This window comes from Pseudomonas sp. GW456-L12 (assembly GCF_059424045.1).
The window spans coordinates 56706-75985 of sequence record NZ_JBWKZA010000014.1; the positions used below are offsets into that span (position 1 = coordinate 56706).

Here is a 19280-nt window from a genome sequence, read left to right on the forward strand (position 1 = left end):
CACGTGGGCAGCGTAGCCGCTGCTCAGTCGCTGGGCAATCCGTGCTGTTGCAGGTGTTCCACCAATAGCCGGCGCAGGCGGCCGAGGTTGGGCAGGTGCAACTGGTGCCTGGCGGCAACGTCGCAGGCATGCCCCAATAAATAGCTGATTTCGGTTCTGCGCCGACTGGCAACGTCCTGGTACATGGAGGAGTAGTTGGCGGCGGTCGCCTGGATCACCCGCTCCACTTCCTGCTGCAGGTTCTCGGCCGCGGCGGGCTGGCCGCAACATTCCAGCAGTTCGCTCAGCTCGACGCACAGCATCGCCACTTCGCAATGATGCTGCAGCAGGCCGCCATTGCGGCAGTCGTGCAGGACCGTCAGGGGGTTGATCGCGCAGTTGAGCGCCAGCTTGCGCCAGAGGCGGGTCAGGATATCCGCGCTCCATTCATGGGGGATGCCGCTGGCGCTCAGGTCGTCGAGCCAGAAGGGCGCGGTGGGGTGGCTGGCGTCCCCCAGCCAGGTGTAGCCATGACCGGCGAACACCACGCGCCAGTCGCCATCGCGAAAGGCGCCTTCGGTGCTCGAGGCATAAATGCAGCGGGCCTGCGGCACTTGGGCGGCCACGGCGTCCTGGCTGCCCAGGCCGTTCTGCAGCAGGACCAGTTCGGTATCCGGCGTCAGGCGCGAGACCAGCTGGCTGACGGCCTGTTGCGCGTCATAGGCCTTGCAGGCCACCAGCAGCCGAGTGATGGGCTCAGGGCTGTCGACCGTCTCGCCGGGAATGGCGTGAAAACTGGCCCGCCCTTGCTCCACCAGCGTCAGCCCACCCGCGGCCTGGTAGGCCTGCAGGCGGGCCTGATCGCGCAGGATCAGGCGTACCGGCAAGCCGGCCCGGGCCAGGCGTGTCGCCCACAGGGTGCCGAGGCTGCCCGCGCCCAGAATGTGCCAGGTCGTCGACATCAGCGTGGTGCTCGGTTTGGCTGGCGCATGCGAGGCTCGCAGTGAAGGAGGGGAAAGACCCGTTATAATGAGCCCGGATTTTAACCGCAAACCGGGCGTGCTCCATCTTTATCGAGCTGCGCCCCTTTTTTTATTGGAGAAATTACATGCCGTCGTTCGACGTGGTATCCGAACTGGACAAACACGAAGTCACCAACGCAGTGGAAAACGCCGTCAAGGAGCTGGACCGCCGCTATGACTTGAAGGGCAAGGGCAGCTTCGAGTTCAAGGAAAAGGAACTCACCGTCAACCTGACCGCTGAAGCCGAATTCCAGCTGGAAGCGATGATCGAGATCCTCAAGCTGGCCCTGGTCAAGCGCAAGATCGATGTGCAGTGCCTTGAGGTCAAGGACGCTTACGCTTCGGGCAAGGTGATGAAGCAGGAAGCCACCCTCAAGGAAGGCATCGACAAAGAGCTGGCGAAAAAGATCGTTGCCCACATCAAGGACGCCAAGCTGAAGGTCCAGGCTGCGATCCAGGGCGAGCAGGTACGGGTGACCGGCAAGAAGCGCGACGATCTGCAGGAAGCCATCGCCGCCCTGCGGGCGAAAGAGTTCGGCATGCCGCTGCAGTTCAACAACTTCCGCGACTGATTGGATTTTTCGGGAACCTCGCGAGCTTATTGGCGTCCGAGGCCCGAGTAGTGGGCAGAAACGATTGAGCCTTTATAAAGCTACTCGTTCTGCCCTTGTTTTTTGTGTGCCCGGCAGCCGGGAATCAGGAGAGATAGATGGATTTGAATGCTGAAGTGGACAACCTGGTCAAGGCTTCCCAAGCCTGGATTCCAATGATCATGGAATACGGCAGTCGGGTACTGCTGGCCGTCATCACGCTGGCCATCGGCTGGTGGCTGATCAACAGGTTGACGCACAAGGTCGGCAAGCTGCTGGCGCTGCGTAATGCGGACCAGGCCCTGCAGGGTTTTATCAGCAGCCTGGCGAACATCATTCTCAAGGTGCTGCTGATTGTCAGCGTGGCCTCGATGATCGGTGTCGAAACCACTTCGTTCGTTGCCGCGATCGGTGCGGCGGGCCTGGCCATCGGCTTGGCCTTGCAAGGCAGCCTGGCCAACTTCGCCGGTGGCGTGCTGATCCTGCTGTTCCGTCCTTTCCGCATCGGCGACGTGATCGAAGCCCAGGGTATCAGCGGCACGGTCGACAGCATCCAGATCTTCCACACGGTGCTGCGTACCGGTGACAACAAGACCGTCATCGTACCTAACGGCAACCTGTCTAACGGCATCATCACCAACCACAACCGCCAGCTGACCCGCAAAGTGATCTTCGATGTTGGTGTGAACTACGAGGCTGACCTGCAAAAGGCCCGTGAGGTTCTGCTGGACCTGGCCAAGGACGAGCGTGTGCTGGCCGATCCGGAGCCGGTGGCGGTGGTTTCCATGCTGGGTGACAGCGCCATTACCCTTTCGCTGCGAGTCTGGGTGAAGACTGCCGACTACTGGGATGTGATGTTCCGCTTCAACGAGTTGTCCCGTGATCGCTTGAAGGCAGCGGGTATTGATATTCCGTTTCCACAGCGCGTGATTCGTGTGGTTCAGGAAGCGGCTGTTTGAGTCGGTAACGGGGATAGGGATTAAAAGTCTGATCGAGTGGTCAGGCTTTTAACGCGGCATTCGCTGGAGAGTATTTGAAACCTGGTTGTAACAATAAGCTGTCGATAACCGGAGCTTCAGCGAGCTGCCAGCCCCAATAAAAAGGCCCATCGAATGATGGGCCTTTTTTATTACTCGCGAAGTAACCGCTATTACAAGATCGACAGTGGGTAGTCGACGATCAGGCGGAACTCTTTGACATCACCTTCGGCCTGGTCGGCGTTGGCAGTGTGCCAGGCCTGACGAACGCGGAACGACAGGTCTTTGGCTGGGCCGGTCTGAACAACATACTTGGCTTCGAAGTTGGTTTCGTGGTGCTTGCCGTCTGCGCCATAACCGTATAGACGGTATGGGCTATCAGCGTCCATCTTGGTGCCGTCGATGTCCCAACCTTTCACGTAGCGGGTCATGAAGCTCAGGCCAGGCACGCCGTATTCGGCCATTTTCAGGTCGTAACGGATCTGTGCGGACTTCTCGTTCGGGCCGTTGAAGTCAGAGTACTGGATGGAGTTGGCGAGGAAGATCGAGTCGCCGCCACGGTTGGAGCCACGCTTGGTGGTGTCGTGGCCACCGATACCGATATAGTCGAATGGCGTGTCGCCATTGACCTTCTGGAACCCGACGGTAAGGGTGTGCGCTTTCAGGAACGAGAAAGCCGCTGCCAGGGAGAACGTGGTGTTGCTGATGTCACCAGCCTTGGCGCTACCAGAGTCGGTGGTACGGTAGATGTTACCGTCCAGGTTCAGCGACTGATCGCCACCCATCGGGATGGTGTAGTTCAGGTTGGCGTAGTACTGGTTCCAGATATCTTCCAGCTTGGCGCCGTAGAGCGATGCACTCAGGTTGTCGGTGATGCCGTACTTGCCACCGAAGTAGTCGATGCTATTGGATGCGATGCCGGCATAGTTAGCATACAAGTTGCCGTTACGGGCGTTGGAGTCCTGGCTGGTACCCGAATAGAAGTGACCGCCTTCCAGATCAAGGTTTTTGATCTCGCTGCTCTGCAGTTGGAAACCGCTGGCCGTTTGAGGAAGGATACGGGAACCGCCGACCGCGAAGACCGGGGAGGTGCTTGGCTGCATATCGCCAGCTTTCAACTCGGTCTTGGAGACGCGGAATTTCACCGCAGCGCCGGCTTTGCCCTGGCTCTTGTTGACGTCGCCGTCGGAGTCGCGGCTCATGTTGCCGGTGCCGCCAGTGCCGTCGCCGCCGTCCAGTTTGATCGCCAGATAACCGAACGCATCGACGCCGACGCCTACAGTACCCTGGGTGTAACCGGAGCTGAAGTTACCCCAGATACCCTGGGTCCAGTCTTTCTGATCGTTGTTGCGATTTTTGTTGTCACGGTTGAAGTAATAGTTACGCAGCAGTACGTCGAACTTGGCGTCTTCAACAAAGCCCTTGGCTTCAGACTGGTCACTTACAAAAGGTGCGGCCGTAGCCACTTGAGTACTGGCGGCTGCTGCAACTGCCAGTGCGATCATGCTCCACTTCATCACGCGCATCGTGATTTGCTCCTTTGGTTTTTAGAAGAGTACTGCCGTCCCACCTGTTTTATTATCTGGGCGGCTCTTTCTTTTTGTGTCGGCGCAAACTTATATCACGCCGACAATGTTGGCGATACTTGCGTATCAGTCCTTTCAGCTTCTTTACGACCCTGTCGCAAAATGCTCGATCAATGTCGCAAATCCGCAGTCCGCATGTACCCGGACTGACAACTTCAGCGCTGTTTTCGAAGGCTTGAACCTGGAACAAAAAGAACTTTGGTCAAGCAGTCAAATCTCCATGGGGCAGCCTTGCCACTATTGTTATTAGTCACAGGAGAGGCCTTTTTCCGATGGCTACTCCTGGGACAATGTGGGTGTGAATGCAACAAGCGTGCACAAAACGCAAAGGCACCGAGTTTTTTTCGGTGATAGCCCTTCTGGCTGTAAAAACCGCATAAAACAGTGGTTTTAAGGTCGTTTTGTTTGGGCTTGACGTTCCTTGTCCTCCTGGTGTTGATCCCTGAAAAAAACGCATGACATTCCAAAACGTTACCGGTTCACCCTGCTGAGTGAGTAGATGGCGGATGGTTAACGCACTGAGCGTAGACGCACTGTGAGGTTTTGGTGCAAAAGTTTCTTGATGCAGCTCAATCGTCATCCAGCGTCGGGCACTGGAAGAATGCGCAGGCAAGGGGCTCTTTCGCGGTTTTCTCCTTGTTTTTTATGAGCTTCGTTCTGTCGTGGTGCAGCCCGCTGGAAAATGTTCCAGGCCGGGGCGCTCTGACGTGTGGTATCGAGGATGAATGTTGAGGCGGGATCTGCGCACCAGAGCGATGAACGCAAGAGCTTTCGCAGGTATGCTGCCGTTCTGTCGCTTGGCGGGCAGCCGGTCATGGCGTTCGCTAAGCTGAAACTTGATGAGCTGAGCGGGAGTGCGCGCGGTGTTCGCTTTAGATCCACGACTTCAACAAGACACACTGCCCATTGGGGATTTCCCCCTTTGCCGGCTGCTGTTGTCCAACGATTCCAATTACCCGTGGTTCATCCTGGTACCGCGCCGGGAAGATATCAGTGAGTTGTTTCAATTGGATGACGCGGACCAGCAGCAACTATGGCGAGAAACCACGGCGCTGGCGGAGTTGCTTAAAGACTCGTTCGATGCAGACAAGTTGAATGTGGCGACTCTGGGTAATGTCGTCAGTCAGTTGCACATGCACGTTATCGTTCGCAAGCGCGACGATGCGGCCTGGCCTGCTCCGGTATGGGGCAAGCTGCCTGCCAAGCCCTACGACGCCGAACAGGTGGCTGCGATTCGTGAGCGGTTACGACTGGTCCTGACCGATGATTTCAAGTTTCTGGAGGGCTGAGTCATGAACCTGGAAGAGCGGGTAACCGATCTGGAAAGCCGATTGGCTTTTCAGGATGACACCATTCAAGCCCTGAACGACGTGCTGGTAGGGCAGCAGCGGGTGGTCGAACGTCTGCAATTGCAGATGGCCGCCTTGCTCAAGCGACAAGAGGAAATGGTGGGGCAGTTCGAATCATTCGAAGAAGAGGCTCCGCCGCCGCATTACTGAGCCTTGGGCGGCTGGCCGTTCAGGCAATAAAAAACCGCGAGCAGCATGGCTGCGTCGCGGTTTTTTTATGGGCGTGAATCAGCGCCGCGGCAATGCCGCAATCACGTCTTCGGCTTGCAGGCCCTTGTCGCGATTCATGACGGAGAACTCCACGCGCTGGCCTTCCACCAGGACGCGGTGACCTTCGCCACGGATGGCGCGGAAGTGCACGAAGATATCATCGCCGGAGTCGCGAGAGATGAAGCCGAAACCCTTCGAAGTGTTGAACCACTTGACGGTGCCGGTATCGCGATTGCTCATGTCGTAGGTTTGCGAGGTATTGGCCGAGGGAGACGATTTGTAGAAGCTGACGGCCAGGTGCAGAAGAACGGCGATCGCCGCGGTCAGCAGGCTGAACAGCACAGCCGGTTGACCTGCGATAACCGGCATTGGTGCCAGCAGGGTCAAGGTCTGCAAGACCACCGCCAGCACCAGGAGCGCGCTGACCAGGTTTTGCAGTTGGTGACGCGGGCCTTTGTTCCAGTAGGGGATAACGGGAGCCAGTGTCAGGTTGAGCAGGCCGAAAAAGGCCAGGTAAAGAGCATCGGGTTGTTGCAGGAAGGGAACGGCTTCAGATCGCAGGCTAGGGATAAAGGACAGCAGCAAGGCTGCTGCGCCCGTTAGCAGGTGGACGATTTTCAACATTTTAATGAACTCACGTTAAGACGGATCACAAGGAAGAGCTGAGCGTGCACGGTTCGCTTCTGAACAATGGGAGGCGGTGAGCACGTGCGCGGGATCAGCCTATGCGCTGAGGCCGAGAAATAGGCAACAACGACACGGCCTCTATTTAACAGCAAAGCCCAGGCCTTCTCAAATCAGGCGCTGTGGCCGGGAGGAGGGAGAAAGCCCTGGTTGTCCTGAGGGAATACCGGACTATCGGGCAAAGCCTTGTTCTAGAGAGCCAGCACCCAAAAAAGTGGAACGGCGGCTTTTCAGGCGGGTCACAACCGGCGTGGGCCTTCTTGCAGGTACTGGCCGCCCGCTTGGTGGGCAATCTGTCGCAGTGCCTCGGGCAATCCCGGGCTGCGGGTGCAGGGCAGTCTTGCTAGAGTGGTCCGGTACCTGACCTGTTGAATTCAATGTGCTAACGGAGATAGACATGGCAATCGATATCGGTATCGGCGCAGAAGATCGCAAATCCATCGTGGAGGGGCTCTCTCGCCTGCTTTCAGATACTTATGTGCTTTATCTGAAGACTCATAATTTCCACTGGAACGTCACGGGGCCGCAGTTCCGCACGCTGCATCTGATGTTCGAGGAGCAGTACAACGAACTGGCGCTGGCGGTGGACCTGATTGCCGAGCGTATCCGTGCCCTGGGATTCCCGGCGCCAGGTGCCTATTCCATCTACGCGCGTCTTTCTTCGATCAAGGAAGAAGAGGGTGTGCCAAGCGCCGATGAGATGATCAAGCAACTGGTGGCGGGGCAGGAAGCTGTGACTCGCACTGCCCGTGGCATTTTCCCGATCATCGACAAGGTCAGCGACGAACCCACCGCAGACTTGCTGACCCAGCGGATGCAGGTGCATGAGAAAACCGCGTGGATGCTGCGCTCGCTGTTGAGCGAGCAATAGTCCCGCAGACCGAATGGCGCCGTTATCGGCGCCATTTGCCTTTATGGGGCGTGACTTGTCGTCCGATCATGGCTGTTCGTCCTCAGGCCGATGAGTGGGGTATGGCAGCGGGAAGCTGGCTTTGTTTCGGCGGGCGGTGGTCTATCGGCGCCGTCATACGGCTGCACAGGGCCGATTTAATGGATATAATCCCGCCCTTTGCTATATAACCCGGGCCTCGGCACGGGTTAAGCCAGACGTTAAGTACGCCGAGACGCTCTCATGCCCATGTACGACTACCAATGTGCTTCCTGTGGTCATCAGCTGGAAGCCATTCAAAAGATCAGCGCGCCTGCGTTGGTCGATTGCCCTGCCTGCCAGGCGCCCGAGCTGAAAAAAATGCTGTCCATGCCAGGTTTCCGCCTCAGCGGTTCGGGCTGGTATGAGACCGACTTCAAAACCGGCGCCAAGAAGAACCTGGCCGGTGGCGACAAAGCTGATTAAGTTGAACGACACGCGCGAGCTCTTGCATTATCCGGTACCCCGAGGTGCGCAAGGCCTCCCATCGAATTTCGAATTACGAGAAGTGAAACCACTACCATGATGCGCAGCCATTATTGCGGCCAACTGAACGAAAGCCTGGAAGGTCAGGAAGTCACCCTTTGCGGATGGGTCCACCGTCGTCGCGACCATGGCGGGGTGATCTTCCTCGATATCCGTGATCGTGAAGGTCTGGCCCAGGTGGTGTTCGACCCGGACCGCGCTGAAACCTTCGCCGCCGCCGACCGCGTGCGCAGCGAATACGTGGTCAAGATCACCGGCAAGGTGCGCCTGCGTCCGGCCGGTGCCGGCAACGCCAACATGGCTTCGGGCATGATCGAAGTCCTGGGCTACCAGCTGGAAGTGCTGAACGAAGCGGAAACTCCGCCGTTCCCGCTCAACGAATACTCCGACGTGGGCGAAGAAACCCGCCTGCGCTATCGCTTCATTGACCTGCGCCGTCCGGAAATGGCCGAGAAGCTGCGTCTGCGCTCGCGCATGACCACCAGCATCCGTCGCTACCTGGACGAGAACGGTTTCCTCGACGTCGAAACCCCGATCCTGACCCGTGCCACCCCTGAAGGCGCGCGTGACTATCTGGTGCCGAGCCGTACCCACGCCGGCAGCTTCTTCGCTCTGCCGCAGTCGCCACAGCTGTTCAAGCAGCTGCTGATGGTCGCCGGCTTCGACCGCTACTACCAGATCGCCAAATGCTTCCGCGACGAAGACCTGCGTGCCGACCGTCAGCCTGAGTTCACTCAGATCGACATCGAAACCAGCTTCCTCGATGAAAAAGACATCATGGGCCTGACCGAAGGCATGATCCGCAACCTGTTCAAGGAAGTGCTGGATCTGGAATTCGGCGAATTCCCCCACATGACCTTTGAAGAAGCCATGCGTCGCTACGGTTCCGACAAGCCGGACCTGCGTAACCCGCTGGAACTGGTGGACGTTGCCGACCAGCTCAAGGACGTGGAATTCAAGGTGTTCAGCGGTCCGGCCAACGATCCGAAATGCCGTATTGCCGCATTGCGCGTTCCTGGCGGGGCGAGCATGCCGCGCAAGCAGATCGACGATTACACCAAGTTCGTCGGCATCTACGGTGCCAAGGGCCTGGCCTACATCAAGGTCAACGAACGCGCCAATGGCGTTGACGGTCTGCAGTCGCCAATCGTCAAGAACATCCCGGAAGCCAACCTGAATGTGATCCTCGATCGCGTGGGTGCGGTCGACGGCGACATCGTGTTCTTCGGTGCCGACAAGGCCAAGATCGTCAGCGAGGCCCTGGGCGCGCTGCGGATCAAGCTCGGTCACGACCTGAACCTGCTGACCTGCGAATGGGCGCCGATGTGGGTTGTCGATTTCCCGATGTTCGAAGAGAACGACGACGGCAGCTTCACCGCCTTGCACCACCCGTTCACCGCGCCGAAATGCTCGCCGGAAGAACTGGAAGCCAACCCGGCGACCGCTCTGTCGCGCGCCTACGACATGGTGCTCAACGGCACCGAGCTGGGTGGCGGTTCGATCCGTATCCACCGCAAGGAAATGCAACAGGCGGTCTTCCGTCTACTGGGCATCGATGAAGCGGAACAGGAAGAGAAGTTCGGCTTCCTGCTGGACGCCCTGAAGTACGGCGCGCCGCCGCACGGTGGCCTGGCGTTCGGCCTGGACCGTCTGGTGATGCTGATGACCGGCGCCCAGTCGATCCGTGAAGTGATCGCCTTCCCGAAAACCCAGAGCGCCGCTTGCGTGATGACCCAGGCTCCTGGCCTGGTCGACGCCAAGGCGCTGCGCGAACTGCACATCCGTTTGCGCGAACAGCCAAAGGCTGAGTAAGGCCGACCTGAAGGCGCATCTTCGGATGCGCCTTTTTCTATTGGGTCGAGATATTTGTTGCCCGCCCGCTGTTACAGGCGTTGCGGGCAATGTTTCAAAGAGAATTTGGAGCGCGTTATGGCAGGTCATTCCAAGTGGGCGAACATCAAGCACCGCAAAGAGCGTCAGGATGCCAAGAGAGGCAAGATCTTCACCAAGTGGATCCGTGAGCTGACGGTCGCCGCTCGTCAGGGCGGTGGCGAGCCTGGTTCCAATCCGCGTCTGCGCCTGGCCCTGGACAAGGCCTTGGGCGCCAACATGAGCCGCGACATCATCGATCGCGCCATCGCCCGTGGCGCGGGTGCGACCGAGGCCGACAACGTCGAAGAGCTGACCTATGAGGGTTATGGCCCGGGTGGCGTGGCGGTGATGGTCGAGTGCATGACCGACAACCGCAACCGTACCGCCGCGGCCGTGCGCCATGCGTTCAGCAAATGTGGCGGCAATCTTGGCACCGATGGTTCGGTGGCGTATCTGTTCGAACGCAAGGGGCAGATCAGCTTCGCGCCGGGCGTCGATGAGGACGCACTGACCGATGCTGCGCTGGAAGCCGACGCCGATGACGTGGTCGTTCACGAAGACGGCTCGATCGATGTGTTTACCTCATTCACTGGCTTCTATGCGGTACGTAACGCGCTCGAAGAGGCCGGTTTCAAGGGCGATGACGCGGAAATCGTCATGCAGCCGACCACCAGTGCCGAGCTGGATCTGGAAGGCGCCGAGAGGATCCTCAAGCTGATCGACATGCTCGAAGACCTGGACGACGTGCAGAACGTCTACTCCAACGCGGATATTCCCCAGTCGGTTGCCGAGCAACTCGGCTGATAGCGCGATAAAAGATCGCAGCCTTCGGCGGTTTCCCCCCTTTACACAGGGTTACGCTGTACCTGTAGGGGAGCTGTCGAAGGCTGCGATTTTTTGTTTTTCCGGCTTCTCCCGGCGTTACCTTAGGCAACCGAACTTTCTCTTTGCAGGCGTTATGACTCTTATTCTTGGTATCGACCCGGGTTCGCGCATCACCGGTTACGGCGTGGTACGTGATACCGGGCGTGGCTGCGTGTACGTGGCTTCGGGCTGTATTCGCACGGGCGCCGGCGAGCTGCATGAGCGGCTGCAAATCGTCTATCGCGGGGTTCGCGAGGTCATTCAGACCTACGGTCCGGTGACCATGGGCATTGAAAAGGTGTTCATGGCGCGTAATGCCGATTCGGCCCTGAAACTGGGTCAGGCCCGTGGTGCGGCGATCGTGGCGGGAGCCGAGGAGAGCCTGGAAATTGCCGAATACACCGCCACTCAGGTCAAGCAGGCCGTCGCGGGCACCGGTGGGGCCAACAAGGAACAAGTGCAAATGATGGTCATGCACTTGCTCAAGTTGACCAGCAAGCCGCAGATCGACGCCTCGGACGCCCTGGCGATTGCCATCTGTCATGCCCACACCCGTTCCAGTCTGCTGCCCCACGGCCTGGGTACCGCACGCAGTCGTGGCGGTCGCCTGCGTCTCTGATAGCATCTGCGCAAACATTTGATGAGTGGAGCATCCCGCGCCTGTCTGCCCGGCCCGGATCTTCGCTCTATGACTCGCCGGCCGCTGATCTGGCCTGAGCTAAGGATCTGAAACGTGATTGGACGCTTGCGCGGCACCTTGGCTGAAAAACAGCCGCCGTACCTGATTCTCGATGTAAACGGCCTGGGTTACGAGGTGGAAGTCCCCATGACCACCCTGTACCGCCTGCCGTCGGTCGGTGAACCGCTCACCCTGCACACCCATTTGGTCGTGCGTGAAGATGCCCAGTTACTCTATGGCTTTGCCAGCAAGCGCGAGCGGGACTTCTTTCGCGAACTGATTCGCCTCAATGGCGTGGGGCCGAAACTGGCGCTGGCGCTGATGTCCAGCCTGGAGGTCGACGAGCTGGTGCGTTGCGTGCAAGCGCAGGACACCTCGGCGCTGACCAAGGTGCCGGGGGTCGGTAAAAAGACCGCGGAGCGCCTGCTGGTCGAACTCAAGGATCGCTTCAAGGCCTGGGAAACCGTACCGAGCATGTTTGCCCTGGTGCCGAACCAGCCGGATGCGCCGATGCCGGTGGCCAGTGCCGAGACCGATGCGGTCAGCGCCCTGATCTCTCTGGGCTACAAGCCGCAGGAAGCCAGCAAGGCCGTTTCCGCGATCAAGGAAAAAGGCCTGAGCAGTGAAGACATGATTCGCCGCGCCCTGAAGGGAATGATTTAAGTGATAGAAGCAGATCGTCTGATCGCCGCCACGGGCCCCCGTGAGCGCGAGGAAGTCCAGGACCGTGCGATTCGCCCCGTCAGCCTGGCCGAATACATCGGCCAGCCGACGGTGCGCGAGCAAATGGAGCTGTTCATCCAGGCTGCCCGCGGGCGCAGCGAGTCGCTGGACCACACCCTGATCTTCGGCCCGCCGGGCCTGGGTAAGACCACGCTGGCCAACATCATCGCCCAGGAAATGGGGGTGTCGATCAAGAGCACCTCGGGGCCGGTGCTGGAGCGCCCTGGCGACCTGGCGGCGTTGCTGACCAACCTCGAGCCGCACGACGTGCTGTTTATCGATGAAATCCATCGCTTGTCGCCGATCGTCGAGGAAGTGCTGTACCCGGCCATGGAAGATTTCCAACTGGACATCATGATCGGCGAAGGGCCGGCGGCCCGTTCGATCAAGCTCGACTTGCCGCCGTTCACGCTGGTGGGGGCGACGACCCGCGCGGGCATGCTGACCAACCCGCTGCGCGATCGCTTCGGTATCGTCCAGCGCCTGGAGTTCTACAGCACCGCGGACCTGGCGACCATTGTCGGGCGCTCCGCCGGCATTCTCGGCTTGCCGCTGGACCCGGACGGTGCCTTTGAAATCGCTCGGCGCGCCCGCGGGACGCCGCGTATCGCCAACCGCTTGTTGCGCCGGGTAAGGGACTTTGCCGAGGTTCGCGCCAAGGGCCACATCACCAAGCCCATCGCCGACCTGGCGCTGAACCTGCTGGATGTCGACGAACGTGGCTTCGACCACCAGGACCGGCGCCTGCTGCTGACCATGATCGAGAAGTTCGACGGCGGGCCGGTGGGGGTCGACAGCCTGGCGGCCGCCATCAGCGAAGAGCGGCATACCATTGAGGACGTGCTCGAGCCCTATCTGATCCAGCAAGGCTATATCATGCGTACGCCGCGCGGGCGTGTGGTGACCCGGCATGCCTATCTGCATTTCGGTCTAAACATCCCGTCACGATTGGGGGAGATGCCTGTGGTAGACGAATTCCTCGATGCTGTGGACGATTAATAACCGCTTCGGCAGCGATTTATTCGCAGCTTGTGCGGTCCTAGGGGGCTGGCATTGCCGTTATTTCGCCAGAAAGCCGTTCGAGAATGAAAAACAGTTGCCCGGCCGGATTGGCAACCTGAGGAGTAAGCACTAGAGTATGCGCGCGCAAAACGGGCTTGAGTCGTTCGCACATCGTTGTCGCGTTTATTACGAAGACACCGATGCCGGCGGCATCGTGTATTACGTTAATTACCTTAAGTTTATGGAACGGGCTCGAACCGAACGGCTACGAGATCTGGGCTTTGCCCAATCGCAGCTGGCAGGGGAGAACCTGTTGTTCGTCGTGCATTCCAGCGAAGCGCGCTACCACGCGCCGGCGCGACTGGACGACGAGCTTCTGGTAAGTGCAGAAGTCATCGAATTGAACCGGGCCAGCCTGCGCTTCAAACAGCAGGTCAGGCGAGCCACGGATAATGCACTGCTCTGCGAAGGGCAGTTTCTGGTGGCCTGTGTGCGCACCGACAATTTGAAACCCCGGGCCATTCCCGAAGCTCTACGTGCGGCCTTCGCCGACGTGAGCGGCGCGGGTACACACTCAGAGCAGGAGATAAAGCGTGGAAGCTAACGTCGTCGACCATTCCTCCATGTGGAGCCTGGTCAGCAATGCCAGCATCGTTGTGCAGTTGGTAATGCTGACCCTGGTAGCCGCATCGGTGACCTCATGGATCATGATCTTTCAGCGCAGCAACCTGCTGCGTGCCGGTCGACGCGCCCTGGAGAGCTTCGAAGAGCGCTTCTGGTCGGGTATCGACCTGTCCAAGCTGTACCGTCAGGCGGGCAGCAACCCGGACCCTGATTCGGGCGTGGAGCAGATCTTCCGTGCCGGCTTCAAGGAATTCTCGCGCCTGCGCCAGCAGTCGGGCGTTGATCCCGAGGCGGTCATGGAAGGTGTCGCGCGTGCCATGCGTGTCGCCATCTCCCGCGAAGAAGAGAAGCTCGAGCAGAGCCTGCCATTCCTCGCCACTGTCGGCTCGGTCAGCCCGTATATCGGTCTGTTCGGTACCGTCTGGGGGATCATGAACTCCTTCCGCGGCCTGGCCAGCGCCCAGCAGGCGACCCTGGCGACCGTTGCGCCCGGTATCGCCGAAGCCCTGATCGCCACCGCGATCGGCCTGTTTGCCGCGATCCCGGCCGTTATCGCCTACAACCGCTTTGCGGCCCGTGGCGAGACCCTGATCAGCCGTTATTACACCTTCGCCGACGAGTTCCAGGCGATCCTGCACCGTAAAGTGCACACCAGCGAAGAGTGAGCAGGTAAATCCCCATGGCCCGAGTTCGCCACAAACGCAAGCCGGTTGCCGAGATGAACGTGGTGCCCTACATCGACGTGATGTTGGTACTGCTGGTTATCTTCATGGTGACCGCGCCGATGCTCAATCAGGGCGTGAAAGTCGATCTGCCCAAGGTTTCCAGCGAAGCCTTGCCGCAGGACAACAACACCCAGGTCCTGACCATTTCGATCAAGGCTGACAAGACCTACTACTGGAACCTTGGCAGCGAAGTCGACACCGACAAGCAGATGGACAAGGCCATGACCTTGCCGCAGATGACCGACGCCGTGACCAAGATCATTCGCGCCGGCAATGAAGGCGGCAAGCATACCCAGGTGTTCATTCGCGGCGACAAGTCCGTCGACTACGGCGCCGTCATGGGCGCCATGGGCGGACTGCAGAAGGCCGGCGTCGGTAACGTTGGCTTGATTACCGAGGCGCCCTGATGCAGCAACAGCGAGAGCCGTCCGCCTCGGAAAGCTACTTCTGGCCTAGCGTGTGGGCAATTGCCCTGCACGTTCTGGTGTTCGGCATGCTGTTCGTCAGTTTTGCCATGACGCCGGAGTTGCCGCCGTCCAAGCCGATCGTCCAGGCGACCCTGTATCAGCTGAAATCGAAAAGTCAGGCGACCACCCAGACCAATCAGAAGATTGCGGGTGAGGCGAAGAAATCCGCCGCGCGCCAGACCGAAGTCGAGCAGATGGAGCAGAAAAAGGTCGAGCAGGAAGCGGTCAAGGCTGCGGAACAAAAGAAAGAAGAGGCTGCTCAAAAAGCCGAGGAAGCGAAAAAGGCCGACGAAGCCAAGAAAGCGGATGAGGCGAAGAAGGCTGATGAAGCCAAGAAAGCCGACGACGCGAAGAAGGCTGCGGAAGCGAAAAAGGCTGAAGAGAAACAATTGGCTGATATAGCCAAGAAGAAAGCCGAAGAAGAAGCCAAGAAAGCCGCCGAAGAAGAGGCCAAGAAAAAGGCCGCTGAAGAGGCGAAGAAAAAGATAGTCGAAGACGCGAAGAAGAAAGCCGCGGAAGACGCCAAGAAGAAAGCTGAAGCGGACGAGGCGAAGAAGAAGGTCGCCGAGGACGCGAAGAAGAAAGCCGCCGCCGACGCAGCCAAGAAAAAGGCCCAGGAAGCAGCGCGTAAATCCGCCGAAGATAAAAAGGCCCAGGCCCTGGCTGATTTGCTTTCCGACACGCCGCAGCGTCAGCAGGCCTTGGCGGACGAGCAGGGCGACGAAGTCGCGGGCAGTTTCGACGATCTGATTCGTGCTCGTGCGGCGGAAGGCTGGGCTCGTCCTCCTTCGGCGCGCAACAACATGACTGTCGTGCTGCAAATCGGCATGTTGCCGGATGGTACGGTGACTTCCGTGTCGGTGGCCAAGTCCAGCGGCGATGGTCCGTTCGATGCCTCGGCGGTAGCTGCGGTCAAGAACATTGGACGTTTGACAGAAATGCAGGGAATGAAGCCGAGCGATTTCGCTCCGTATCGTTCATTCAAGATGACATTCACACCTGAGGATCTAGCCTTGTGAGAAACCTTCTTCGAGGATTGCTTGTCGTTATTTGCTGTATGGCAGGGATAGCGACAGCGGATGAAAAGAACATTCTGGTCACCAGTGGCAGTGACCGGGCCACGCCAATCGCCGTAGTGCCATTCGGTTGGCAAGGGGGCAGCGTGCTGCCCGACGACATGGCGGAGATCATCGGCAACGACCTGCGCAACTCGGGTTACTACTCGCCGATTCCAAAGCAGAACATGATCAGCCTGCCGACCCAGGCCAGCGAAGTCATCTACCGTGACTGGAAGGCCCTGGGCGCCCAGTACATCATGGTCGGCAGCATTGTCCCGGCGGGCGGTCGCCTGCAGGTGCAATACGCCCTGTTCAACGTCGCCACCGAACAGCAAGTGCTGACCGGCAGCGTCTCGGGCAGCGTCGACCAGTTGCGCGACATGGCTCACTACATCTCCGACCAGTCGTTCGAAAAGCTCACCGGTATCAAGGGCGCCTTCTCGACCCGCATGCTGTACGTCACGGCAGAGCGTTTCTCCGAGAAGAACACGCGCTACACCCTGCAACGCTCCGACTATGACGGCGCGCGCGCGGTGACCCTGCTGCAATCCCGTGAGCCGATCCTGTCGCCGCGTTTCGCGCCGGACGGCAAGCGCATTGCCTATGTGTCGTTCGAACAGAAGCGCCCGCGCATCTTCGTTCAGCACATCGACACTGGCCGTCGCGAGCAGATCACCAACTTCGAAGGCCTGAACGGCGCGCCTGCCTGGTCGCCGGACGGCCAGCGCCTGGCGTTCGTGCTGTCCAAGGACGGCAACCCGGACATCTATGTGATGAACCTGGGTTCGCGTCAGATCTCGCGTGTGACCGCGGGGCCTGGCATCAACACCGAACCGTTCTGGGGCAAGGATGGTTCGACCATCTACTTCACCTCGGACCGTGGTGGCAAGCCACAGATCTACAAGACCAGTGCCGGTGGTGGCGGTGCGGAACGGGTGACTTTCGTGGGCAACTACAACGCCAACCCGAAACTGTCCGCGGATGAAAAAACGCTGGTCATGATTCACCGGCAGGACGGCTTCACAAACTTCAAGGTAGCTGCTCAGGATTTGCAGCGTGGCAACGTGAAAATCCTTACCGACAGCACACTTGATGAGTCGCCTACTGTTGCGCCCAACGGCACCATGGTAATCTACGCCACCCGCCAGCAGGGCCGGGGAGTCTTGATGCTCGTGTCCATTAATGGACGCGTGAGGCTCCCGCTTCCTACCGCTCAAGGCGAAGTCAGAGAACCGTCCTGGTCCCCTTACCTGAACTGACGCGGCGCTTTACGTTTTACTTAACACACTGGGGTTCATTAGGAGTTTCACGATGGAAATGCTGAAGTTTGGTAAGTTTGCTGCGCTGGCTCTGGCCATGGCTGTAGCTGTAGGTTGCTCCTCCAAAGGCGGCGACAACGCTGGTGAAGGCGCTGTTGATCCAAACGCTGGTTACGGCGCTAACACCGGTGCAGTTGACGGCTCCCTGAGCGAAGAAGCTGCTCTGCGCGCAATCACCACCTTCTACTTCGAATACGACAGCTCGGACCTGAAGCCAGAAGCCATGCGCGCTCTGGACGTTCACGCCAAAGACCTGAAAGCAAACGGCGCTCGCGTTGTTCTGGAAGGCAACACCGACGAACGTGGTACTCGTGAGTACAACATGGCTCTGGGCGAGCGTCGTGCGAAAGCCGTTCAGCGCTACCTGGTGCTGCAAGGCGTTTCCCCAGCTCAGCTGGAACTGGTTTCCTACGGCGAAGAGCGTCCAGTTGCTACCGGCAACGACGAGCAGTCCTGGGCTCAAAACCGTCGCGTCGAACTGCGTAAGTAATTCGTCATGCGAACGTGCCGTCGTGCTCTAACTGTCTTGGCTCTCAGCCTCGCGCCGCTTTCGGTGTGGGCTGCGGTTCCTGTGGTCGATAACAACTCGGGCTATAACAATAGCGGAGGCAGTTATCCGCCAGCGGGTTATGGCACGAACGGCGCCTATGCCGGGGGAGGGGTTTCGACCCCTGTCTCGGCACAGGGCGAGCTGTTCCAGCAACTGCAGCAAATGCAGGATCAAATCGCTCGGCAACAAGGTGTGATTGAAGTACTGCAAAACGATATTGCGCGTATGAAGCAGGAAAGCCTGGAGCGTTACCAGGATCTTGATCGACGCATTGGAGCGGGCGGTGCACCTGCCGCGACTCCTGATAATTCTTCTGCCGGTGGCGATGCCAGTGCCGCCGGTGCAGCTGCCGGGGCTGCCTCGCAAGCTCCAGCGGCAAGCAGTGAACCGGGCGATCCAGCGAAGGAAAAGCTGTATTACGAAGCAGCCTTCGACCTGATCAAGGCCAAGGATTTCGACAAGGCCAGCCAGGCTTTCGCCGCGTTCCTGCGTAAATACCCAAACAGCCAATACGCGGGTAATGCCCAGTACTGGTTGGGCGAAGTGAACCTGGCCAAAGGCGACCTGCAAGGTGCCGGCCAGGCATTTGCCAAGGTCTCCCAGCTGTATCCGAAGCATGCCAAGGTGCCGGACTCGCTGTACAAGCTGGCTGACGTAGAGCGCCGTCTGGGCCACACTGACAAGGTCAAGGGCATTCTGCAGCAGGTGGTGGCCCAATATCCGGGTACTTCCGCCGCCCAGCTGGCTCAGCGCGATCTGCAACGCATGTAATCGAGTTTGAGCTGTTTTGAAGAAACCCGCGCTTGCCGCGGGTTTTTTCGTTAGAATCCATGCCCTTTTTATGAAACACGCTTCCTGGGATTACCGTGTTTGCGGGATTCCTCGAGGTGCCTGACGGAGGCGGACAGCCTGTTTAGCTGTTACGCCCGTGGCGACTATGCAAGACACATTGAGAATTACCGAAGTTTTCTACTCGTTGCAGGGTGAAACTCGGACTGCTGGCCTGCCCACGGTATTTGTGCGCCTGACCGGTTGTCCGCTGCGTTGCCAATACTGCGACAGTGCCTACGCCTTCAGCGGTGGCAGCATCCGCACCCTCGAGAGCATTCTTGAGCAGGTCGCCGGTTTCCGCCCGCGTTACGTCTGTGTGACCGGTGGCGAGCCTCTGGCGCAGCCTAATGCCATTCCCTTGCTCAAGCAGCTGTGTGACGCCGGTTACGAAGTCTCGCTGGAAACCAGCGGAGCCCTGGATATTTCCGCGGTCGATCCGCGTGTCAGTCGAGTGCTTGACCTGAAGACGCCGGGGTCGCAGGAAGCTCAGCGCAATCGTTACGAAAACATCGAACTGCTGACGCCGAACGACCAGGTCAAGTTTGTCATCTGTTCCCGCGAGGACTATGACTGGGCGGTTTCCAAGCTGATCCAGTATGGTCTGGAGCGGCGGGCGGGCGAGGTGCTGTTCTCGCCGAGCCATCACGACCTCAATGCGCGCGATCTGGCCGACTGGATCGTTGCGGACAACCTGCCGGTGCGCCTGCAATTGCAGCTGCATAAATACCTTTGGAATGACGAGCCGGGGCGCTGAT

22 protein-coding genes are annotated in these 19280 nt (G+C 59.1%); 19 read left to right on the forward strand and 3 right to left on the reverse strand.

What is annotated here, in order from left to right:
* Positions 1-23 precede the first annotated feature (23 nt).
* Positions 24-941, reverse strand: a complete 918-nt coding sequence (locus tag AC07Y9_RS18460; RefSeq protein ID WP_102679008.1) for a putative 2-dehydropantoate 2-reductase — start codon at positions 939-941, stop codon at positions 24-26.
* 146 nt (positions 942-1087) lie between these two features.
* On the opposite strand from AC07Y9_RS18460, the gene AC07Y9_RS18465 reads away from it, so the two are divergent.
* Both AC07Y9_RS18465 and AC07Y9_RS18470 read left to right on the forward strand, forming a co-directional pair.
* Positions 1088-1573, forward strand: coding sequence for a YajQ family cyclic di-GMP-binding protein (locus AC07Y9_RS18465; RefSeq protein ID WP_007931144.1), 486 nt, complete (start codon positions 1088-1090; stop codon positions 1571-1573).
* A 137-nt stretch (positions 1574-1710) separates the two neighbouring features.
* Complete coding sequence (locus tag AC07Y9_RS18470; protein ID WP_007931142.1) at positions 1711-2550, forward strand: mechanosensitive ion channel family protein; 840 nt, start codon at positions 1711-1713, stop codon at positions 2548-2550.
* Between the two features lie 191 nt (positions 2551-2741).
* Here the strand turns inward: AC07Y9_RS18470 and AC07Y9_RS18475 are convergent, their stop codons facing one another.
* Complete coding sequence (locus AC07Y9_RS18475) at positions 2742-4094, reverse strand: OprD family porin (protein WP_102679007.1); 1353 nt, start codon at positions 4092-4094, stop codon at positions 2742-2744.
* Between the two features lie 923 nt (positions 4095-5017).
* Here AC07Y9_RS18475 and AC07Y9_RS18480 point away from each other — a divergent pair.
* Complete coding sequence (locus AC07Y9_RS18480; RefSeq protein WP_007931138.1) at positions 5018-5443, forward strand: HIT family protein; 426 nt, start codon at positions 5018-5020, stop codon at positions 5441-5443.
* 3 nt (positions 5444-5446) lie between these two features.
* Entirely contained in the window at positions 5447-5653 is a 207-nt protein-coding gene (locus AC07Y9_RS18485; protein ID WP_007931136.1) for a SlyX family protein, read from the forward strand.
* A gap of 78 nt (positions 5654-5731) precedes the next feature.
* Here the strand turns inward: AC07Y9_RS18485 and AC07Y9_RS18490 are convergent, their stop codons facing one another.
* The gene (locus AC07Y9_RS18490) at positions 5732-6337 is read right to left on the reverse strand and encodes a cold-shock protein (protein ID WP_007931134.1); all 606 of its coding nucleotides are present in this window, start codon (positions 6335-6337) and stop codon (positions 5732-5734) included.
* 457 nt (positions 6338-6794) lie between these two features.
* Between AC07Y9_RS18490 and AC07Y9_RS18495 the strand changes: the two genes are divergently transcribed.
* The 15 genes from AC07Y9_RS18495 (at position 6795) to queE (ending at position 19279) form a co-directional block, all read left to right on the forward strand.
* Positions 6795-7268 carry a Dps family protein gene (locus AC07Y9_RS18495; RefSeq protein WP_007931133.1) on the forward strand — a complete coding sequence of 158 codons (474 nt, stop codon included), beginning with the start codon at positions 6795-6797 and terminating at the stop codon, positions 7266-7268.
* Positions 7269-7529: 261 nt separating this feature from the next.
* A complete protein-coding gene (locus tag AC07Y9_RS18500; RefSeq protein ID WP_007931131.1) occupies positions 7530-7751 on the forward strand; it encodes an FmdB family zinc ribbon protein in 222 nt (73 codons plus the stop codon).
* Positions 7752-7847: 96 nt separating this feature from the next.
* Positions 7848-9623 (forward strand): aspartate--tRNA ligase, encoded by a 1776-nt coding sequence (aspS, locus tag AC07Y9_RS18505; protein ID WP_007931129.1) that lies wholly within the window; start codon positions 7848-7850, stop codon positions 9621-9623.
* Between the two features lie 117 nt (positions 9624-9740).
* A complete protein-coding gene (locus AC07Y9_RS18510) occupies positions 9741-10487 on the forward strand; it encodes a YebC/PmpR family DNA-binding transcriptional regulator (protein WP_102679006.1) in 747 nt (248 codons plus the stop codon).
* A gap of 154 nt (positions 10488-10641) precedes the next feature.
* The gene (gene ruvC, locus AC07Y9_RS18515) at positions 10642-11166 is read left to right on the forward strand and encodes a crossover junction endodeoxyribonuclease RuvC (RefSeq protein ID WP_007931118.1); all 525 of its coding nucleotides are present in this window, start codon (positions 10642-10644) and stop codon (positions 11164-11166) included.
* Between the two features lie 114 nt (positions 11167-11280).
* A complete protein-coding gene (ruvA, locus tag AC07Y9_RS18520; RefSeq protein ID WP_007931117.1) occupies positions 11281-11889 on the forward strand; it encodes a Holliday junction branch migration protein RuvA in 609 nt (202 codons plus the stop codon).
* Positions 11890-12948, forward strand: coding sequence for a Holliday junction branch migration DNA helicase RuvB (gene ruvB, locus AC07Y9_RS18525; RefSeq protein WP_062824837.1), 1059 nt, complete (start codon positions 11890-11892; stop codon positions 12946-12948). It begins immediately after the preceding gene.
* A 139-nt stretch (positions 12949-13087) separates the two neighbouring features.
* The gene (gene ybgC / locus AC07Y9_RS18530) at positions 13088-13555 is read left to right on the forward strand and encodes a tol-pal system-associated acyl-CoA thioesterase (protein WP_025805902.1); all 468 of its coding nucleotides are present in this window, start codon (positions 13088-13090) and stop codon (positions 13553-13555) included.
* A complete protein-coding gene (gene tolQ, locus AC07Y9_RS18535; protein ID WP_007931111.1) occupies positions 13545-14240 on the forward strand; it encodes a protein TolQ in 696 nt (231 codons plus the stop codon). The genes ybgC and tolQ overlap by 11 nt, the downstream gene beginning before the upstream one ends.
* Before the next feature lie 14 nt (positions 14241-14254).
* On the forward strand, positions 14255-14707 hold the full coding sequence (tolR, locus tag AC07Y9_RS18540) for a protein TolR (protein ID WP_007931110.1): 453 nt from the start codon (positions 14255-14257) through the stop codon (positions 14705-14707).
* Entirely contained in the window at positions 14707-15786 is a 1080-nt protein-coding gene (gene tolA, locus AC07Y9_RS18545; RefSeq protein WP_007931108.1) for a cell envelope integrity protein TolA, read from the forward strand. The genes tolR and tolA overlap by 1 nt, the downstream gene beginning before the upstream one ends.
* 38 nt (positions 15787-15824) lie before the next feature.
* On the forward strand, positions 15825-17084 hold the full coding sequence (gene tolB, locus AC07Y9_RS18550; RefSeq protein WP_007931107.1) for a Tol-Pal system beta propeller repeat protein TolB: 1260 nt from the start codon (positions 15825-15827) through the stop codon (positions 17082-17084).
* 52 nt (positions 17085-17136) lie between these two features.
* Positions 17137-17634: a peptidoglycan-associated lipoprotein Pal gene (pal, locus tag AC07Y9_RS18555; RefSeq protein WP_003178634.1), complete on the forward strand. Its 498-nt coding sequence runs from the start codon at positions 17137-17139 to the stop codon at positions 17632-17634.
* 6 nt (positions 17635-17640) lie between these two features.
* Complete coding sequence (gene ybgF / locus AC07Y9_RS18560; protein ID WP_007931106.1) at positions 17641-18465, forward strand: tol-pal system protein YbgF; 825 nt, start codon at positions 17641-17643, stop codon at positions 18463-18465.
* Positions 18466-18631: 166 nt separating this feature from the next.
* On the forward strand, positions 18632-19279 hold the full coding sequence (queE, locus tag AC07Y9_RS18565; RefSeq protein WP_007931105.1) for a 7-carboxy-7-deazaguanine synthase QueE: 648 nt from the start codon (positions 18632-18634) through the stop codon (positions 19277-19279).
* Position 19280 lies beyond the last annotated feature (1 nt).

Excerpts from the sequence above, each read along its gene's own strand:
- ybgC (WP_025805902.1), top strand. The coding sequence starts at position 13,088 with ATGCGCGCGCAAAACGGGCTTGAGTCGTTCGCACATCGTTGTCGCGTT.
- AC07Y9_RS18475 (WP_102679007.1), bottom strand. The coding sequence starts at position 4,094 with ATGCGCGTGATGAAGTGGAGCATGATCGCACTGGCAGTTGCAGCAGCC.
- AC07Y9_RS18510 (WP_102679006.1), top strand. The coding sequence starts at position 9,741 with ATGGCAGGTCATTCCAAGTGGGCGAACATCAAGCACCGCAAAGAGCGT.
- ybgF (WP_007931106.1), top strand. The coding sequence starts at position 17,641 with ATGCGAACGTGCCGTCGTGCTCTAACTGTCTTGGCTCTCAGCCTCGCG.
- AC07Y9_RS18490 (WP_007931134.1), bottom strand. The coding sequence starts at position 6,337 with ATGTTGAAAATCGTCCACCTGCTAACGGGCGCAGCAGCCTTGCTGCTG.
- AC07Y9_RS18460 (WP_102679008.1), bottom strand. The coding sequence starts at position 941 with ATGTCGACGACCTGGCACATTCTGGGCGCGGGCAGCCTCGGCACCCTG.
- tolB (WP_007931107.1), top strand. The coding sequence starts at position 15,825 with ATGGCAGGGATAGCGACAGCGGATGAAAAGAACATTCTGGTCACCAGT.
- ruvC (WP_007931118.1), top strand. The coding sequence starts at position 10,642 with ATGACTCTTATTCTTGGTATCGACCCGGGTTCGCGCATCACCGGTTAC.
- AC07Y9_RS18485 (WP_007931136.1), top strand. The coding sequence starts at position 5,447 with ATGAACCTGGAAGAGCGGGTAACCGATCTGGAAAGCCGATTGGCTTTT.
- tolA (WP_007931108.1), top strand. The coding sequence starts at position 14,707 with ATGCAGCAACAGCGAGAGCCGTCCGCCTCGGAAAGCTACTTCTGGCCT.
- AC07Y9_RS18495 (WP_007931133.1), top strand. The coding sequence starts at position 6,795 with ATGGCAATCGATATCGGTATCGGCGCAGAAGATCGCAAATCCATCGTG.
- tolR (WP_007931110.1), top strand. The coding sequence starts at position 14,255 with ATGGCCCGAGTTCGCCACAAACGCAAGCCGGTTGCCGAGATGAACGTG.
- aspS (WP_007931129.1), top strand. The coding sequence starts at position 7,848 with ATGATGCGCAGCCATTATTGCGGCCAACTGAACGAAAGCCTGGAAGGT.
- AC07Y9_RS18470 (WP_007931142.1), top strand. The coding sequence starts at position 1,711 with ATGGATTTGAATGCTGAAGTGGACAACCTGGTCAAGGCTTCCCAAGCC.
- queE (WP_007931105.1), top strand. The coding sequence starts at position 18,632 with ATGCAAGACACATTGAGAATTACCGAAGTTTTCTACTCGTTGCAGGGT.
- pal (WP_003178634.1), top strand. The coding sequence starts at position 17,137 with ATGGAAATGCTGAAGTTTGGTAAGTTTGCTGCGCTGGCTCTGGCCATG.
- AC07Y9_RS18465 (WP_007931144.1), top strand. The coding sequence starts at position 1,088 with ATGCCGTCGTTCGACGTGGTATCCGAACTGGACAAACACGAAGTCACC.
- AC07Y9_RS18500 (WP_007931131.1), top strand. The coding sequence starts at position 7,530 with ATGCCCATGTACGACTACCAATGTGCTTCCTGTGGTCATCAGCTGGAA.